This window comes from Sphingobacterium sp. CZ-2, assembly GCF_004526235.1.
Taxonomy (GTDB): Bacteria; Bacteroidota; Bacteroidia; order Sphingobacteriales; family Sphingobacteriaceae; genus Sphingobacterium; species Sphingobacterium tenebrionis.
Genome location: NZ_CP038159.1, coordinates 3,575,561 through 3,592,862, shown reverse-complemented (window position 1 = coordinate 3,592,862; position 17,302 = coordinate 3,575,561). Strand labels below are relative to the sequence as shown.

General features: G+C 47.6%; 17 protein-coding genes. 16 read left to right on the top strand and 1 reads right to left on the bottom strand.

Annotated features, from left to right (window positions below; translation table 11 throughout):
• Positions 1-1,803 precede the first annotated feature (1,803 nt).
• The 14 genes from E3D81_RS15670 (at position 1,804) to E3D81_RS15605 (ending at position 12,792) form a co-directional block, all read left to right on the top strand.
• Positions 1,804-2,148: a DUF4134 domain-containing protein gene (locus E3D81_RS15670; protein ID WP_134778135.1), complete on the top strand. Its 345-nt coding sequence runs from the start codon at positions 1,804-1,806 to the stop codon at positions 2,146-2,148.
• A gap of 10 nt (positions 2,149-2,158) precedes the next feature.
• Positions 2,159-2,497, top strand: a complete 339-nt coding sequence (locus tag E3D81_RS15665) for a DUF4133 domain-containing protein (protein WP_134778134.1) — start codon at positions 2,159-2,161, stop codon at positions 2,495-2,497.
• Positions 2,494-4,983 (top strand): TraG family conjugative transposon ATPase, encoded by a 2,490-nt coding sequence (locus E3D81_RS15660; protein WP_134778133.1) that lies wholly within the window; start codon positions 2,494-2,496, stop codon positions 4,981-4,983. Before E3D81_RS15665 ends, E3D81_RS15660 begins: the two co-directional genes overlap by 4 nt.
• The gene (locus tag E3D81_RS15655) at positions 4,976-5,665 is read left to right on the top strand and encodes a conjugal transfer protein TraI (RefSeq protein ID WP_134778132.1); all 690 of its coding nucleotides are present in this window, start codon (positions 4,976-4,978) and stop codon (positions 5,663-5,665) included. The genes E3D81_RS15660 and E3D81_RS15655 overlap by 8 nt, the downstream gene beginning before the upstream one ends.
• A 13-nt stretch (positions 5,666-5,678) precedes the next feature.
• The gene (locus tag E3D81_RS15650; RefSeq protein WP_134778131.1) at positions 5,679-6,311 is read left to right on the top strand and encodes a hypothetical protein; all 633 of its coding nucleotides are present in this window, start codon (positions 5,679-5,681) and stop codon (positions 6,309-6,311) included.
• 14 nt (positions 6,312-6,325) lie between these two features.
• Complete coding sequence (locus tag E3D81_RS15645) at positions 6,326-6,961, top strand: TerB family tellurite resistance protein (protein WP_134778130.1); 636 nt, start codon at positions 6,326-6,328, stop codon at positions 6,959-6,961.
• Positions 6,962-6,974: 13 nt separating this feature from the next.
• Positions 6,975-8,171: a conjugative transposon protein TraJ gene (traJ, locus tag E3D81_RS15640; RefSeq protein ID WP_317128159.1), complete on the top strand. Its 1,197-nt coding sequence runs from the start codon at positions 6,975-6,977 to the stop codon at positions 8,169-8,171.
• Between the two features lie 21 nt (positions 8,172-8,192).
• On the top strand, positions 8,193-8,813 hold the full coding sequence (gene traK, locus E3D81_RS15635) for a conjugative transposon protein TraK (RefSeq protein ID WP_134778129.1): 621 nt from the start codon (positions 8,193-8,195) through the stop codon (positions 8,811-8,813).
• Entirely contained in the window at positions 8,810-9,256 is a 447-nt protein-coding gene (locus tag E3D81_RS15630) for a hypothetical protein (RefSeq protein ID WP_134778128.1), read from the top strand. Before traK ends, E3D81_RS15630 begins: the two co-directional genes overlap by 4 nt.
• Before the next feature lies 1 nt (position 9,257).
• Positions 9,258-10,487, top strand: a complete 1,230-nt coding sequence (gene traM, locus E3D81_RS15625; RefSeq protein WP_167554340.1) for a conjugative transposon protein TraM — start codon at positions 9,258-9,260, stop codon at positions 10,485-10,487.
• 24 nt (positions 10,488-10,511) lie between these two features.
• Positions 10,512-11,381, top strand: a complete 870-nt coding sequence (locus E3D81_RS15620) for a DUF4138 domain-containing protein (protein WP_134778126.1) — start codon at positions 10,512-10,514, stop codon at positions 11,379-11,381.
• A 121-nt stretch (positions 11,382-11,502) separates the two neighbouring features.
• Entirely contained in the window at positions 11,503-12,147 is a 645-nt protein-coding gene (locus E3D81_RS15615; protein WP_134778125.1) for a hypothetical protein, read from the top strand.
• Entirely contained in the window at positions 12,144-12,491 is a 348-nt protein-coding gene (locus E3D81_RS15610; RefSeq protein WP_134778124.1) for a hypothetical protein, read from the top strand. The genes E3D81_RS15615 and E3D81_RS15610 overlap by 4 nt, the downstream gene beginning before the upstream one ends.
• A gap of 112 nt (positions 12,492-12,603) precedes the next feature.
• Positions 12,604-12,792 (top strand): hypothetical protein, encoded by a 189-nt coding sequence (locus E3D81_RS15605; RefSeq protein WP_134778123.1) that lies wholly within the window; start codon positions 12,604-12,606, stop codon positions 12,790-12,792.
• Between the two features lie 665 nt (positions 12,793-13,457).
• On the opposite strand, the gene E3D81_RS15600 is transcribed toward E3D81_RS15605, so the two are convergent.
• Positions 13,458-13,646, bottom strand: a complete 189-nt coding sequence (locus E3D81_RS15600; protein WP_134778122.1) for a hypothetical protein — start codon at positions 13,644-13,646, stop codon at positions 13,458-13,460.
• A gap of 472 nt (positions 13,647-14,118) precedes the next feature.
• Between E3D81_RS15600 and E3D81_RS15595 the strand changes: the two genes are divergently transcribed.
• Both E3D81_RS15595 and E3D81_RS15590 read left to right on the top strand, forming a co-directional pair.
• On the top strand, positions 14,119-15,108 hold the full coding sequence (locus tag E3D81_RS15595) for a dimethylarginine dimethylaminohydrolase family protein (RefSeq protein ID WP_134778121.1): 990 nt from the start codon (positions 14,119-14,121) through the stop codon (positions 15,106-15,108).
• Between the two features lie 332 nt (positions 15,109-15,440).
• Positions 15,441-16,928: a sulfatase gene (locus tag E3D81_RS15590; RefSeq protein ID WP_134778120.1), complete on the top strand. Its 1,488-nt coding sequence runs from the start codon at positions 15,441-15,443 to the stop codon at positions 16,926-16,928.
• The last annotated feature ends 374 nt before the right edge of the window (positions 16,929-17,302 follow it).

Sequence of the window (17,302 nt, the reverse complement as noted above, 5' to 3'; positions counted from 1 at the left end):
AATAATCGGGCCATTGTCTTTTCAAAACCTCCATGGCTCTCCACATTTTCTTCATGTAGATTAATCTATAAGTACTTAATGTTCTTTATTATGACATCTATCATAGCTGTCCCAAAAAGAGTAAGCAGGACAAGCGACTGGCTGACTGCCCTGTTCATATTATTTATTAAAGGTATCCCTTGGAGGTATTATCAGGAATAGGAGTTTATGTTGAATTAATATGAAGTAGAGTACGTGTTGATCTCCTCGTTCGGGAACCGATCTTCAGCACAGGTTTCGTTATTCGTTAATATGACCGAAAAGTGGAGGCCGTAGGACATGATGGGTTAAATGTACTTTAATTCCCCATGTCAGAAATCAAATTGGTATTATCGACATATGGTTTCTGATAATGTTTATTTACCGTATTCCCTCCTTTCCAACGGCTCTTACCATCTGGTCCTTCCGCTGTATTTTATCCAGTCACTGGGATAAAATTTTTAATAAGCGAAATATGCGTAATTACGCTTATGTTTGGGATGAATATTGCTTTATTTACTCCGAACTGGCAATTCCTGCAACTAACATCAATATTCCTTAAAATAGAATGATGATGTTAAATTATTTGGAGAACGTTATCCTTTATAGGGTATACCAAAATAAGAGTTTATTGGATCTTGAGATGCATCCCAACTTTAAACCTACGTTAGTGAGATTGGTTCGGTCCTCCAAACTGGTCCCTAAAAATGATAACGGTATAATTTCGGAATACCCTATGAATTCGAGATAACCAAATTGGGGATTCGACAATTGTTCTCCTGAATCGATCGATTGGTGGTCATATTTCCGGGCATGGCCATCCTTTAGGATAATTCATCTTTTTTTTCCGGGTAAAGTTACTGGTGGGGCTTGGCAATATATATCTGGTGGCATCGTAGGGCCGGATCAGATCCCAAGAATGTGTAGGTGGGGCATAATATCCTCCCGAATATATTTTGATCCCGCTTGATCTTGCGATACCTTACCGACGATCGGCTCGATCCGACTTCAACCACACAGCTAAATACCTTCGTTTACCAGTTCAACCTGCCCAATAACCTTTAGGCAGGCAAACCACTTGCGTTTTTGGGAGTGGAATAAAGTATCTGGACAAGGCATCCCAGCGGAACCGTCACGCCATCTCACCGAGAGGAATTTTTGCCATATTCATCGTGCCAATTCTCTTATAAAGAATGGGTTATGGCCTGTTGGGGTCCATATGGCAAACTTAGCAGTGTTTCCATGTACCTATTAATACACCGATCCCTCGTTCCATTTTCCAGAACAACCCCATCATTTAGCAAAATTAAACAACCTTGGTCCATTTGGTTCTTCTGTTTCCATAAGCTGGTCCCTTTTTGTCCGGTATTGACACAAAATATCTTGCATCATGCCTTTGATAGAAGTCCGTTCTCCCAGAGAAGGGTTACTATTTATAAAAGGGGCAGTTTAAAATCCATCCTTTGAGCCGTTATTTTATCCCCCCATTATCGATCGGTCTGCGCCGATGCACTGGGATCCATGTCTGCATGGGTACAATTCTGGGTACAGGTCCATATTGTACTTGACCAATCTATGTTAATGGACTTTCTTTGGTCATATTGTTTTGCATAGTCCGAGAAGGATGTGTGAATGTGGATCCTGCCCCCTGAGGGGAATGGATTTAACTGTAACGATCGAATTAACATTTTTGAACCCTCCGGTGTGCTCCATGGTGCAATGCACAGGAATAACACATGCTAAGGGATGCAACACCGCAGGGCTTCATTTTAAACCAGATATCTTATGAGAACACCAAAAACGAACAGGGACTCCATTCCTGGAAAATTCAGTTTCATTCGCACCATTCTTTCACTTGCATATGTGCTGATCGTGCAGGGCAGCTTATACGCCCAGGATGGGATTTCCGGAATAAACGAAGCTAACCAAAGGGTTAGGAGCTATTTCGATGCCGGAACGAACCTCATGTACGCAGTGGGAGCCCTGCTGGGGCTCATAGGCGCGGTGAAGGTCTTCCAGAAATGGAACAATGGAGATCCTGACACAGGAAAGGTTGCCGCAGCATGGTTCGGAAGCTGTGTATTTTTGGTTGTGGTGGCGACCGTTATCAAATCCTTCTTCGGTATTTAGCACCTAAGGAATGGAAAAATTCAGGATCAACAAAGGCATCAACACGCCACTGGAATTCAAAGGTCTCAAGGCCCAGTACATCTGGTACCTGGCCATAGCTACTCTGGCACTGCTATTCCTATTTGCTCTGCTGTACTATCTGGGAATTCCATCCTGGATTTCGCTGGGCCTAATTGGATCATCCGGTGGTACTATGATATGGGTAACCTATAGGCTTAGTGATCGGTTCGGTCAGTACGGTCTGCAGAAATGGGCTGCCCGAAGGAGGTGCCCCAAGGTAATAAGGATCCGTTCAAGGGCCATATTCAATGACCCAAGTATTAAGGAACATAAAAACTTTCCGGGATGAAAAGAAAAACCGATATCAGGGATGAATGGCCGATAATAGGGTACCAGGACGGTTTCCTTTTGGGCAGGATGGGAGAAGTGAGCAGGGTCTATTCACTTCAGCTCCCTGAGATTTTCTCACTTTCGAGAAAAGAGTATGAGAACTATCACCAGGCATGGACAAAAGCGATCAGGTTGCTGCCGGTCTCAAGTATCGTCCACAAGCAGGATTGGTTCTATACAGGAAAATATTCTCAGGACCTAAATATGGATTGCGGATCCTACATCTCGCAGTGCAGTGAACGTTACTTCCACGAAAGGCAGTACATGCAGCACGAATGTTACCTGATCCTGAGCATGGTGCCCAAAGGACGTGCAAGAATGATGTCATTCGGGAGGACGCTCCTCCATGGATCACCTGTGCCCAGGGATATCCTGGATCCTCAAGTGGTAAACGGCTTCAAGGATGCCTGTGGACATTTTTGCCGGGCCCTCTCGGACTCTGGCCTGGTCCAGGTAATGCCGGTTGGGAGCGATGGACTGTTCAGTACACCGGACTCACCTGGACTATTGGAGCGGTACATCTCCCAGGGTCAATCTCCTGGAGAAAGGATTTTGGGTGATATTGATCTTTCCGGAAAGGACATCCGAATCGGAGATAGGGAATTAAGGATCTATAGTCTTGGTGATGTTCAGGATCTCCCCCAGTTCAGCATGCCCTGTACAGATTATGAACCCTATAGCAGTGATAGATCGGCCTTCCCCGTAGGATTCGGAAGTTTACTCGGTCAGCTTATGCCCTGTGACCATCTGGTGAACCAATATATATTCATAGGGGATGTCAACGCAAGGTTGGATCAGCTGGAGCGTAAAAGGCTCCGGTTACAGTCCCTTGCTGCCTATAGCAGGTCCAACCTGATCGCCAGGGACTCGACAAATGATTTCCTGAACGAGGCCATAGTCCAGCAGCGCATGCCCATCAGGGCTCATTTCAATGTCATGGTCTGCAGTTCCGATCAGAGTGAACTTCATCGGATGTCCGGTCTGGTTGCCGGATCGCTCAATAGGATGGGCTGTGGTATAAAGGTGGAGAGCGTTGGCGCCCCACAGATCTTCTGGGCGGGGATACCTGGGAATGCTGCTGAAATGCCGCTGTACGACTCTTTCGATACCTTCACCCAACAGGCATGCTGTTTTCTCAACCTGGAATCTTCTGCCATGTCATCCACAAGTCCTGTAGGCCTCAGGCTAGGGGACAGGCTGTCCGGGAGACCCCTGCATGTGGATATAAGCGACGAACCGATCGACAGAGGAATAACGACCAACCGGAACAAGTTCATTCTGGGCCCGTCGGGCAGTGGGAAATCGTTCTTCACGAACCATCTAGTGCGGTCCTACCACGGGAGTGGTGCTCATGTGGTCCTTGTTGACGTTGGACATTCCTACCAAGGGCTCTGCCGCTTGCTGGGCGGGTATTACTTTACCTATAGTGAGCGTGATCCCATAAGCTTCAATCCCTTCCACATACCTGATGGTGAACTTCCCGACACCGAGAAGCGTGAGAGCGTAAAAGCACTGATCCTTGCTCTATGGAAAAAAGATGACGAACCCTTCAGAAGATCGGAATATGTCGCTCTTTCCGGGGCCATCACCGGTTACTTTACGCATATGGGCCAGGATGGAGGATTTGCATGTTTCGATGGATTCTATGAATACCTGAAAGGTCCCTACCGTGAACAGATCCGGCTGGAAGGGGTGAAGGATAGGGATTTTGATCTGGAGAACCTCCTTTATGTACTAAGGCCATTCTATAAGGGCGGCGAGTTCGACTTCCTTCTGAACGCCAGGACAAACCTGGACGTGCTGCAACAGCGCTTCATCGTTTTTGAGCTCGACAGTATAAAGGACCACCCCATCCTATTCCCGGTGGTAACATTGATCATCATGGAGGTTTTCATCTCCAAGATGCGCAAGCTTCCTGGGATCAGGAAGATGATCCTGATCGAGGAGGCGTGGAAGGCCCTTATGAAGGATGGCTTTGCGCAATATATCCAATATCTGTTCAAAACGGTCCGGAAGTTCTTCGGAGAGGCGATCGTGGTCACCCAGGAGATCGATGATATCATCTCTTCTCCCATCGTTCGCCAGACAATCATCAACAACAGTGATTGTAAGATCCTTTTGGACCAGAGGAAGTACGAGAACAGGTTCCAAATGATCGAGGAGATGCTGGGACTCAGCGAAAAGGAACGGGCTATGGTCCTTTCGCTCAACCGAGCCAATGAACCGAATAGAAAGTACAAGGAGGTATTCATTAGCCTTTCGGGCACTTTTTCCAGGGTTTACCGTACGGAGGTGTCCCTGGAGGAATACCTGTGCTATACCACAGAGGAGCGAGAAAAGAAAATGTTGGAGAAATTCGTGGAATACAAACTTGGGGACTACACCGAAGGAATTAAGGCCATGGCGGAACACCTGAGAGGAAAAACAGGGGGGGAACATGAATAAGATAAAACCCTTAGCAACCGCCCTTTTGGCAATATCCCTAGTCCTTCTCCCTATGGCAAAATCCCATGGACAGCTGGTGCTTGCAGAAGTCCTCCGGCTGGCGATAAAACGTGTAGTCAAGGCTTTTGATCTGAAGGTTCAGAGATTGCAGAACGAAACAATATGGTTGCAGAACGCCCAGAAGGTCCTGGAAAATGCCCTTTCCAAACTCAAGCTCCAGGAGATTTCCGAATGGACACAGAAGCAGAAGGAACAGTACCAGGTATACTTCAATGAGTTAAGGACCATACGAGAGGTCATCGCCAGATACAGGAGGATCCAGCAGATAGTAAAGATGCAGTCGGACCTTCTCACCGAGTACCAGCAGGCGTGGAAGCGATTTTCCTCCGACCCGAATTTCTCGCACAAGGAGCTGATGGAAATGGAGAGGATGTACGAGGGAATGCTCGATAAGGGACTTGATAACCTGGAAGCGGTCCTTCAGGTCATCCGGCCATTCAACCTTGAGATGACCGACCAGCAGCGTATGGAGGGGATCGACCGCGCTGCACGGGCCATGGCGGCCGTACTGTCCGATCTGAGGGCATTCGGAAGGCAGAATGTTCTGCTCAGCCTGGAACGCTCAAAGGACGAAGCCCAGAGAAAGGCAGTTCAGATCCTTTACGGAATTGGGAACAACTAATAGTTTAATCACCATGAGAACAATATTTTTTATGTCATTATTTGTGGTCCTGGGCCTCCAGAGGTCCAATGCACAGACCCTAGGGGAGTGGACAAGACAGGGTGCCACCCAGAAAAAATACCTTATGGCCCAGATAGTGGCAAACGGTGCATTCGCGGAACTCCTTTCCGGTGGGTACGGTCTTGCCCGCTATGGTCTTGCCATGGTGGGCGATCTCTCGAGGGGGGAATATTCTCTCCATCGGAGATATTTCGACTCGCTCTCCCGGGCATCCCCTGGAGTACGCAGTTCCTGGTATTTAAAGGAGATCCAGGAGATCTATGGATCGATTGCAAGGCTTGCCGGGTTGTCCGAAGGACCGGAAGAGCTGTACGGGATACCAGGTAGTGAAGCCTCTGTTCTACAGGGTGACCTATATGAACGCTCTGCAGAACTCCTGAATGCACTCATCGGGATCCTGCGGAGCGATGGCTTCAGGCTATCGGATTACCAAAGGATCCAACGTATCGAAAAGGTCCATGGATTGGTCAGGCTGGCACACAGGCAAATCTTGGAACAACAGCTCCAGAACAGGGCAATAAGGTACCTGCAGCAACGGGATGTCCAGCAGCTAGAATTTTTAGGTAGATCCTACAGGTTTAAATAAATGAAAGGGAAGAGATGAAAAAAAAGTTATTGATCGGTATTGTGCTATTGTTACTGATTTCGGTGCAGGCCCGGGCCCAATCCACCGAAGTACAGCAGCTCCTGTTGAATGTGGAAAAATTGGCCCAGTTCAAAAAGGTGCTCAAGGATATGGAGGAAGGGTATGAGATACTTAAAAACGGTTATAACCATATCCGGGATATCTCCAAAGGGAATTTCGGATTACACAGGTTATTCCTCGATGGCCTATTAAAGGTGAATCCGGCGGTCCGGAACTACCACAAGGTGGCTTCCATCCTATCCATGCAGAAACGGATACTCGAGCTCTCCATTGGCCATACCGGGGACCTGGTACGGCAGGGAGGCTTTGATCCAAAAGAACTGGAGCATCTGGAAAATCTGTATTCCAAGGTACTCCAGGGCTGCCTAGAAGAACTGGGCGAACTCACTATGGTACTGTCCGCTGGTCGGGCAAAAATGGATGATGGAGAACGGCTACGCACCATTGATTCGGTCCATGAGAGGATGGAGCGGCACCTTCGGCTAATAAGGTCATTGACCGCGTCCAATCGTATCCTCGAATACCATCGTCAAAGGGAGTGGGATCATACGGGTTCCATGAAGAGTTTGCAGGGAATAACAAACCGTTAAATATTTTACAGAAATGAAACGAAGACATTTTATGGTGATCTTTTTTGGTTGCCTGGCCCTTTGCCCCCAGATGGTCCTGGCCCAGGATCTCGGGCAGGATCTCCTCAGCCTTCGAGAGGTCCTCGAGCAGCTTTATTTAGAAATGGTACCCCTCAGCCAGAGGCTGATGGGTGTTGGCCAGGGGCTGGCAGGATTCGCTGCCCTACTGCATATTTCCATAAGGGTATGGAGGCACCTGTCAAGGGCAGAGGGCGTAGATGTCTACCCCTTATTGAGACCGTTTGCGATAGGACTGTGCATTGCCTTCTTCCCTGCATTCATGGGGCTTGTAAACGGAATCCTTTCACCGACTGTTGCTGCTACCAATGCCATGGTGGAAGATTCGCAAACAGCCATTGAGGTGCTCCTTGAAAAGAAAAGGGAAGCTGTAAAGCAGACCATCCCGTGGCAGATCTATGTGGGTGAGGGTGGTGAGGGGGATAGGGACTTATGGTACAGATATACCTACAAAGATGAAGACCCCTCAGAAGAAGGGCTACTACAGGGCATCGGCAACGACATCAAGTTTGCCATGGCAAAGACAGCATACGGTTTTCGAAATGGGGTAAAGGAATGGATGAGCGAAATCCTTGAGCTCCTATTCCAGGCTGCAGCTTTATGCATAGATACCCTCAGGACATTCCAGTTGGTGGTACTTACCATATTGGGACCACTGGTCTTCGGACTGTCGGTTTTCGAGGGTTTCCACCACACGCTCACCGTCTGGCTTGCCAGGTACATCAATATCTTTCTCTGGTTGCCGGTGGCCAATATATTTGGGAGCATCATCGGCAGGATCCAACAGAAAATGCTACTGATCGATCTGGCCCAGATCCAGGTAATGGGCGATACAATGTTCGACAGGACCCATCTGGCCTACCAGATCTTTCTGATTATCGGGATCGTAGGGTATTTCACCGTACCATCAGTGGCGAACTATATTGTCCATTCAAGTGATGGCAGCGTATTTGGTGTTCGCGTTACCCAAATGTTCTCCTCAACGGCAGAAAGGGCAGTAGTTGTTTCATCCTCAGGATTATCGATGGCAAGGGATTCATTCGGTGATGCGGCCTCGTCGATGGGACAGGGGATGGCTCAACAGGTTTCCAATTCTCCCTATTTCAACGATCAACAGGGTTTCCGGGCAGGTAAGGGCAGGAATTCCGAATAATATCCATAAACCAGATTCATCATGTTCAGAAAATTCAACAACCTTGATACCGCCTTTCGGCAGGTTCGTAACTTTTGCCTCTTGATCGTGGCCATTTTTGCTGGCATCTGCCTTTATTCGGTGTACAGGAACGGCCAGATCTCAAAGGATTCCAATCAAAGGATTTATCTGTTGGCACCGGGCGCCGTACTCCAGGCTGTTGCCTCAACTCGGGGTGAGAACCTCCAGGTGGAGGCACAGCAGCATGTGGAAAGCTTCCACCGTTATTTCTTCACCCTTGACCCTGACGAAAAGGTGATCCGTGAGCAGCTCTCCCGTGCGCTCTACCTGGCTGATGCCAGCGCCAGGAGGAGCTATGAGACGCTGCTCGAGAAAGGGTATTATCGGGATATCATTGCAGCGAACATCAGTCAGCGGATCAGCGTAGATAGTATAGTCATGGAGATGGGTTCCCATCCCTATAGGTTCACGTTCCATGGTTCCCAACAGATCATCCGATCCAGCGTGGAGACCACACGGCGTCTGGTAACCATGGGCCAGCTGCGGGAGGTAACAAGGAGTGCCAATAATCCCCATGGATTTCTAATAGAGGGCTGGAGGACGACCGACAATTCAGAGCTGAGGACCATCGAAAGGAGATGAAGAAGGAAATGGACACAAAAGCACCAGGAAATTTCCATAGGTTGATCAGGAACAGCATAACCTCTCGGATCAGGGGATTACGTAGAGGTATCTATTTTTTTTCACTGCCATTGGTGCTCCTTCTTGCCCTATGTTTCGGTGAGCGTTTCAAATGTCCCACCAACAGCGGGGAAATGTCCCTTACCAGAAGGTTTGGCAGGGTGGTTCAGGTCTCGGTGCAGCCCTCTGATGAAGTACAAAATACTATTTACCTAAAGCGATTGAAATCCCATAGGGATTTCCTGGAGCGGATCATGGACTGCAAGGCCCCTGGATGCGAGCAACTCCGTAGCTCCTTGGCCCGGGAACATGCAGGACTCCTGGATTCCCTGTATACAGCTATCGAATTACTAAAACACAAAAAAATCTCTAAAAATGAAAATCATAGATCAACTCAAAAGTAGATTGAAGGGAAGTCCCAAGGGCACTTTCCTTGCCATCAGCCTTACCATTGTGGTCATTGGAATGTTCATCCTGAACACCTTTGGCGACCGGTCCGGAAGAACGGTTCAAAAATATGGACTAATAGGCGAGGTGCCTAGTCCTAATCCTGATAAGGATCTGGTTGTCAGTAAATTGGAGCACTACGAGAGGTTGTCCAGGGAGCTGCTAAATGAGAACCTCAGCAATGGTGTGAAAACCGATACACCAGCATTTGTCGATTCGCAGGAGGAGCAATGGGCTCTTCATGAGCCAGGACCCTATGGCCGAGACCGGCCCATCACATCTGCCCAAGAAAAGATCTACGATCGTCTTGAACAGATCGGCCGTCTAATCAAGGATCCGGAACCAATGGTCCCTCAGGATGATTATGCAAAATTGACCTACATGGCAGGTTCGTCAATCCCTACCAGCCCACAGGACGCTTCCATCAAGCAGCTTGAAGGAATAATGGCAGATTACACTCGATCAGATGGGCAGGATGAGGAACTGCAGCAGTTGGGAGTTCTTCTGGATAAGATCCAGATGATCCAGGACCCAAGTAGGATACCGATGGACGATGGAATGGAAGGGATTGCGAGAAGGCCAGCGGTACATTCGGTTTTTAGACACGATCCTGGAATATCGCACTTAACCCTGGATACACCTGATCGAATGGGGGAGAAGGGCGCGTTCCAAAATATTGAACTGGAGGGAAGCGAAACCACCGGCGATAATTCATTCCGGGCCATGGTGGAGATGGACCAACTGGTACAGCACGGCTCCATCCTCAGGTTACGTCTTTTGGATGACTTGACAACGGCTGGGCTGAGGTTCGAAAAACAAAGTCTCCTGTTCGGAGAATGTTCGATCTCCCAGGGCCGGCTCAGGGTCAGGATAAGCTCCCTGCATAAGGGAGGGAAGATCCTTCCCGTAAATCTTGAGGCCCATGATCTTGATGGAATGTTGGGGCTTTACGTTCCGGGCACACTACTTTCCGAACCTGGTGCGAATGCACTGCAGCAACAGGTCAACAACATAGCTATATCGGACCTGGAAAACCCCGGCATGGGAAGATGGTATTCCAAGGTTGCCGGCATCGGTGTGGACGCTGCACGAAAGGTCTTCTCCAAAAGACCTGGTAACAGAAAGATCAGGATCAGGGCAGGGCATCAACTGCTGCTCGTCGACTCGGAATCCGAAAATATTAAATAATAGGAATGAAAACAAAGCAACATTATGAGAACAGTCAAATTCACAATATCATTGGTCCTGTTTCTGAACTTGACCTGCCTGAATGGCCAGCAACCCTCCGCCAATCTTTCTAAAGACAGCATACTATTTAAGGAGATACTGATCTCCGATAACATGACGACACATATCGTCTTCCCTGCCCAGATCACTATGATCAATCTGGGCAGCAGCGAGATAGCTGCACAGAGGGCGCAGGGTTCAACGAACGTGCTACAGCTCAAGGCGATTTCCCCCGAATTCCAAAGGACCAACCTTACAGTGATCACCAGCTCGGGTTCCCTGCACTGTTTTGCCGTTGGTTACACAAAGGAACCAAAGGTGATGATTTATAGGTTCAAGGATACCACCCATACCCCTTCCGCTAAATTCATCAGACCACCAGTGGACCTAATAAGGATCAGGTCCATTGCGCAGAACCTGGTCTTGAAGAAGGGTCGGCGGTTGACCCGCAGCCACCGGGTAGGAGGGGTTAAAGCAGATCTGCAGGGGATATACCTCCATGGAGATCAGTTCTATCTTCCGATCATCCTTTACAACACGGGCGCCGTGGGATTCCAGGTACAGGGTATTTCCAGCAGCCTGGTCCCCAGGTCCCGACATAGGGAGACCGCAATCCAGCACCTGGAAATCAAGCCATTGATGGTCCTTGGACAGCAGGAACTGGATTGCCGTATGGATAATCCGGCAGGAATGGTAGTCGTACTTCCTAAGTTCTCCCTGGCCCAGGACCGAAAGATGGTTATACGTATACTGGAGAGGGAGGGCACGCGGAACCTGGAACTGAACGTTAAAAATCAGCATCTGGCCAAGGCAAAGGTGATTTTAGAAGAAAAAACCGAAAATTATGAACCATAAAAATTATGAATATCTCAAAGAACAGCTGCTCTACAGCGGTTTCGGTAACGGGCTTGAGGATTCTCTGAAGGACAATCTACAGAGACAGCCAGAAGGTTTCCAGTTGCTCTTCCAGACTGGAATGGGAAAGGGAAGGATCCGTGCGGAACTCAATTTTTCGAGATCCAGCCAATCAGATATGTACTTCTTCAATTCCTATAGGCTGGAAATCGTGCCCCAGGGTACCGAACAGAGAAAGGCCCAACTCTTCTATGTTAACGGCAGGGACCGCTATACATTGAAGGAGGCCTATAATCTCATGCATGGTAGGTCTGTATTCAAGGAACTATCAAATCGCCAGGGGGATCGGTATGAGGCATGGGTCCAATTGGACCTCAAAACAATGGACATCAATGGAAACCACCGTTTCAGGCAGTTCCATAAGAATTATGGGTTTGATCTGCAGTCGGAGCTCGATAGGTACCCTATCAGGGAGCTCGAAATGCCCGATAGGCGACAGGACCTGATCGATGCCCTCCAACGGGGTAACCGCCAGCCTGTGACCATGGACCTGGAAAAGGGTGAGACCAGGTTGTACCTACAGGCCAACCCCCAGTTCAAAGTTCTCAACGTCTATGACGAAAATGGCATCAGGCAGGAATTCCTGGGGCCTGAGAAGGGAATGGACTTAACCATGGAAAAGACCGATAGGAAGAAACTTTCCACAGGAGAGCTTTCAGAGGCAAAAAAAAAAATACACGGACGAAAACGCGGTTTGGGTGGATGACATGGTCCAGTTTCATGAAATTGGAGGGAACACTTCCCCGGATATTCCATGGACTTCGGTATGATCACAGGCTGGGGATGTCCCATCTGGCAGTTTATATGGCACTAATGGAGCAATGGTACACCGATGGTTTCCAGGAGCACCTGGAAACCTATGCCCGAACAACGGCCAGGTTGGCCAAGGTTTCCCTTGCCACATGCTACGGCTGTCTTTCGGACCTGGATTGTTACGGATATATAAGCTACCAGGCCAGCTTCGATCCTAGGATCGGTAGCAGGATCGAATTCAAGATTGGTCCTGACGATCCTAGGGGGCAGGGTGGTCTTCCCATCCGTCCGGATTGAGCGGAAAACATTCCAATGGGTAAGGGGAGTCGGGAGATCAAGTGCCAAAGGGAAGGGTTGGGAACGGGATTGATTTACCGGTTGTGGTTTTTTTTTAATAAGCAAAAAGGTAATGGATCAGGGAAGAGGTCTGCGTAAAGTGGACAGATTTAAAGAAAAGAATGAATTCGAAGGATTGATGGATCAATTAAAAAAGTTCGAAGCCATGCTGAAGCTCCTGCAGGGTGAACCTGCGGGTATGGACATGGATTATCATCTGGAACATGGTGATTCATTCCTCCGGCTGAGGGTATATGGCTGATCGCACTTCCCAAAAATGGGCAGCGGTCGTTCCCAGCAGTACAGATGGACAATTATGCGTCGACTTTTTACGGAGGCGGAGGTTTTTTTACTGAAGTTATCCGGATAGGGATACCTGGTCTTTGCATCCATCTTACCTTTGGCATGGGTATCCATATGGTGACCTGCACTCGGCCCCTAACGAAATCCGAACCGATTCTTGTTTTGCAAGAACTCTATCAAAAACATGCTACCTCATGGGGATCTTATAATTAGATCCTCTGATCTCTTATGTCGAGCGACCATCTGCCTTGGGTGCACCTTGGACAGTCGACTTTATGTGGAAGGGATTCCAGCACTTTTCCGCGCACATACCTGTTATGGGTGTTTTACCTTCAGATTTTGAGATCTCCCTGCAACGTGATAGGGAAATGGTGGAAAAAATTTGTAAGGATAGGTTTTAAATGTTTCAAGCGGATTTAAAGATCCTTCGGAGTAATGTTTAAAAATTGTGGTAATCAAAGGCGCTTAACGGCGTTTTTTTATGAAACCTAATTATGAAACCTAATCTTTTTAGGGATATAATTATGGAATAGTCCGCCATTCACATAGATCAATGTTGATTTGTCCAATATTTTTACCCTGATACGGATCCATATATTTTATCAGAATGAACCCCTATCTATCTTATGTTAAAATTAATTCTCCTTCTATTCTATGGAATACCTCGTTCTGTTTTTCTTGACCTGTAATGATGCTGATATACCAATTGTCCATATTTGTGCTGTAAATACACGATGATCTTCTTTCGTGGAAGACTTCCTGGGTCTTCTCAAAATCATATTCGGTACGTTCACGATTTCTATCTTCTCTCATTTTTGATATAAATAGATCGGAATCCAACGCCAGATATTTTCCAGTTCCCGATAAATTTCCTCACAGTTGGGTTTGTATCCGTATTTATAGATTTAATCCTGAAAATGCTTTTGATAATCCAGCAATCATAATGGTATTTAGCCGTATATTTTTTTGTACGTGAAATCCATTCGCTGTTCGCTCTGAATCAGTAATATACTTCTCCTTTTCAATGAGCCCGTAAAGGTAGGCTGCTCGGATTTCTTCACAGCTCTCATCCATTACTTTCTGACAACCTTTTCTATAATCCGATCCTTCAGGAAACAAATTCAGCAATACCGGGGACCTCATTCGAAATCAGATGTATTCCTTATATTTACACCTTTTAGTAAAAATAAATCTGCAAACTTACTTTCCGTAAGACCTCCAATGGTAATGAGAAAGATGATTTAATGGTTTAGGGTGATCAATACCCTTCATAGAACAAAAGCACATGGTCTGCAATAAGAAGATTTTTGTACAGAACGAATTCGCTACATTAAAAAAGGTGGTTTTGGCAGCATCCGAATATGGTTATCCTTTGGAAGTCAGGTCAGATGATCTCCGGTTTTTAGATGATTCCGCGATCGAAGATTCCAATTTAAACCGTGGAAAGGATTTTTCAGAAGCTCATCCGGAGATTCAGCGTCAGTGGGAAATGGAACGGTCAAACTTCAGGAGAAAACTTGAAGAACATGGGATTGAAGTGGTGGAAGTACGTAAGTTGAGCGAAGCCGAAAAGAATTTCAATCCTAATGACGGATACTCAAATTTTTTTTCCAGGGATCCCTTTTTTGTAATAGGGAACTATGTAGTGGAAGCTGGGATGCGTTTTCTGCACCGCCGGCACGAAATCTGGCCGCTTCGTGATTTGCTCTGGGAAGCTTTAGAGGACGCAGATTGCACATATGTTGCCGCTCCCTTCCCACAGCTTGCCGATGCGGGTGACCTTAGCCTGGGCAAAGGACCCTTTATAGAAGGAGGTGATGTGCTGGTCCTCGATTCACATGTTCTTGTGGGCAATTCAGGCTTGGCTTCCAACGACCGCGGTTTTCAATGGCTGTCGAAATTGATCTCTCCTTTAGGATATACAGTAGAGCAGGTACGGCTGCATCCCAAAATCCTTCATCTGGATTGTGCCCTGGGTTTGGTGAAGCACAATTTGATGCTGGTCTGTGAGGAGGCTTTCCTGGATGGGATCCCTGAAATACTAAAAGAATGGACTTCAATCCAAGTAACACTGGACGAAGCAAGTGATCTGGCTACTAATGGTCTACCACTGTCCTCCGAATTGTACATAACCGATCCAGCGTTCAAACACATCGGCGATCAAATTGAACAGCATGGAGTAGAGGTATGCTACTTGGATTTTAAAATCACAAGGAGTTTTGGAGGCTCTTTCCGCTGCAGTACGCAGCCCTTGTTGCGTTACGATCGGATCTGAATCCGGATCAACGGACCCAGTCCTATCTGACCTTTGCTCACACCGCTCACCAGAATCAGGTTTCCGATACTTTCGGCAGAATTGCCAGGAAGTGAGGGAGCTTTTAAATCCCGAGGATTTCCAGGTTGGGAATGAACTGATGGAGAGAATATCTCCTGTCGTCAACCGCACATGGAACCTTCATTTCATCATCCCCACTAAAAAGGAGTTTTAGATAAGGAAAACCTGCAATGAAATATCCCGGGAATGATGGTCTAGCAAAGGAATAGAAATTTTTTATTAAATTGTATCTGAATCGGTTACCTGAACCCCTATTGTATAAAATATCCGGAATGAAAAAGTTTTCCCTGACACTCCTGTACATTTCCTTGGCCATCCACTGCTATTCACAGGAAAAGAATTATAACGTGCTCATGATACTTGTCGACGATCTGCGACCGGCTCTGGGTGTTTATTCAGATCCTATAGCGATAAGCCCCAAAATCGACGAATGGGCGAAGGAGGCCATGGTATTCGAACGTGCCTATTCGAATCAGGCTGTATGTGTAGCATCCAGGTACAACCTCCTTCTTGGAGCTCGTTCAACCTCGACAGGGCTATATGATTTCGGAAGGGCATTCCGGGACCATTATTCTGATGCCGTGACGCTGCCCGAACTTTTCAAAAAGAACGGATACCATACCGCTGCCATAGGGAAGGTGTTTCATGTTGGACACAATACCTACAATGATGAGAGGTCATGGTCTGTCCCCCATTGGTACGACAAGGTTGTAGAATATGCCTCTCCCGGACACCGCTCGGAAACCAGGGAGGAAGCACTTTTCTCGAACAAGAGCTGGCAGGAGGCAAACAGTCTAGAAAAGGGACATGCCTGGGAGAGGCTGGATGTGGAGGACGGGGCCTATGCAGATGGCAGGGTGTCAAAAGAAGCTATTTCGAGGCTGGAGGAATTAAGGAAAGACGGAGAACCGTTCTTCCTTGCCGTGGGCTTCGCCAGGCCGCACCTTCCCTTTACGGTGCCCAAAAAGTATTGGGACCTCTATGATGCATCGGCTCTTCCTCTACCTTCCGTTGTGAAAAATCCAATCGGAGCCCCTAAGTTTTCAGTCAAGCGTGATGGTGAGATTTCCCAGTACTCGGAAATCCCCCTTTCATCGAACAGCGATCCGTTTTCTGATGGACTGACCAGAACCCTTATCCATGGATATTATGCTGGGGTAAGCTACGTGGACGCCCAGATTGGGAAGGTCCTGGATTACCTTAAGAGTTCCGGACAGGATAGAAACACCATTGTGGTACTCTGGGGGGACCACGGCTATCTCCTTGGTGAAATGGGGATGTGGACCAAACATGTCAACTACGAACTTGCCAACCGGATCCCATTGATCATTAGGCATCCGGAAATGGAGGAGGGAACCCACACCATGGGATTTGTCGAGACAGTGGACATCTATCCGACGCTCGCAGCGCTTGCACGACTGGAGCTTCCCCACTCAGGCCAGCCCCTGGACGGAAGGAGCTTTGCGGAATATCTTCTTGGACAGGGCGGCAGGTTGAGGGAATCGGTATATCATTGTTTCCCTAGGGATGGAATGATGGGAAGGGCTATCAGGGATATGAAATTCCGACTGGTCGAATGGCATCCCATCATAGGAACCGGACCTACGACCTATGAGCTCTACCATTATAAAAACGGGCTTGTTGAAACGGAAAACATCTGGACGGAGAACCATCCTGCATTTGTCAGACTGAAAGCGGTACTCGACTCACACCCACAGCCGGTTCCGCCGAGACCTGAATCCAAGCCACGGGCACGATAGACCCTACCACGGTTTGGTGGTCCTCGGGCCGTCTTCATTTTTGAAATCCAGAAAAATTGGAGAGCAGCTTGAATGGAAAGTTCTTGGTTATCCCCCTTGGGGGTGCGGTCCTTCTGGCCTTGATACAGGAAGAGGAATGCTAAAACAAAAGAAATGTTTATTCGCCCACACCATGGAAATAAAGAAGGGGACGGGAAACTGTCCACTTCGATCACCTTTAACTATTTTTAAAGTCTTTTAATATTTGTACGGTCAGCTAAATTGTCCCTATCCATAAGCCTGGCATGTATATTTTTATTTCAGAAGACTGGTCACACCAATGGATCCTCCAAGTTCCTCTTTTGGTACATCCAAAATCCACACCATTCCGCAGC

What these genes read in the sequence shown, in the direction of transcription:
- E3D81_RS15670 (WP_134778135.1), top strand. Translation starts at nt 1,804, where the DNA reads ATGAGAACACCAAAAACGAACAGGGACTCCATTCCTGGAAAATTCAGT.
- E3D81_RS15665 (WP_134778134.1), top strand. Translation starts at nt 2,159, where the DNA reads ATGGAAAAATTCAGGATCAACAAAGGCATCAACACGCCACTGGAATTC.
- E3D81_RS15660 (WP_134778133.1), top strand. Translation starts at nt 2,494, where the DNA reads ATGAAAAGAAAAACCGATATCAGGGATGAATGGCCGATAATAGGGTAC.
- E3D81_RS15655 (WP_134778132.1), top strand. Translation starts at nt 4,976, where the DNA reads ATGAATAAGATAAAACCCTTAGCAACCGCCCTTTTGGCAATATCCCTA.
- E3D81_RS15650 (WP_134778131.1), top strand. Translation starts at nt 5,679, where the DNA reads ATGAGAACAATATTTTTTATGTCATTATTTGTGGTCCTGGGCCTCCAG.
- E3D81_RS15645 (WP_134778130.1), top strand. Translation starts at nt 6,326, where the DNA reads ATGAAAAAAAAGTTATTGATCGGTATTGTGCTATTGTTACTGATTTCG.
- traJ (WP_317128159.1), top strand. Translation starts at nt 6,975, where the DNA reads ATGAAACGAAGACATTTTATGGTGATCTTTTTTGGTTGCCTGGCCCTT.
- traK (WP_134778129.1), top strand. Translation starts at nt 8,193, where the DNA reads ATGTTCAGAAAATTCAACAACCTTGATACCGCCTTTCGGCAGGTTCGT.
- E3D81_RS15630 (WP_134778128.1), top strand. Translation starts at nt 8,810, where the DNA reads ATGAAGAAGGAAATGGACACAAAAGCACCAGGAAATTTCCATAGGTTG.
- E3D81_RS15620 (WP_134778126.1), top strand. Translation starts at nt 10,512, where the DNA reads ATGAGAACAGTCAAATTCACAATATCATTGGTCCTGTTTCTGAACTTG.
- E3D81_RS15615 (WP_134778125.1), top strand. Translation starts at nt 11,503, where the DNA reads ATGGGAAAGGGAAGGATCCGTGCGGAACTCAATTTTTCGAGATCCAGC.
- E3D81_RS15610 (WP_134778124.1), top strand. Translation starts at nt 12,144, where the DNA reads ATGACATGGTCCAGTTTCATGAAATTGGAGGGAACACTTCCCCGGATA.
- E3D81_RS15605 (WP_134778123.1), top strand. Translation starts at nt 12,604, where the DNA reads ATGGATCAGGGAAGAGGTCTGCGTAAAGTGGACAGATTTAAAGAAAAG.
- E3D81_RS15600 (WP_134778122.1), bottom strand. Translation starts at nt 13,646, where the DNA reads ATGAGAGAAGATAGAAATCGTGAACGTACCGAATATGATTTTGAGAAG.
- E3D81_RS15595 (WP_134778121.1), top strand. Translation starts at nt 14,119, where the DNA reads ATGGTCTGCAATAAGAAGATTTTTGTACAGAACGAATTCGCTACATTA.
- E3D81_RS15590 (WP_134778120.1), top strand. Translation starts at nt 15,441, where the DNA reads ATGAAAAAGTTTTCCCTGACACTCCTGTACATTTCCTTGGCCATCCAC.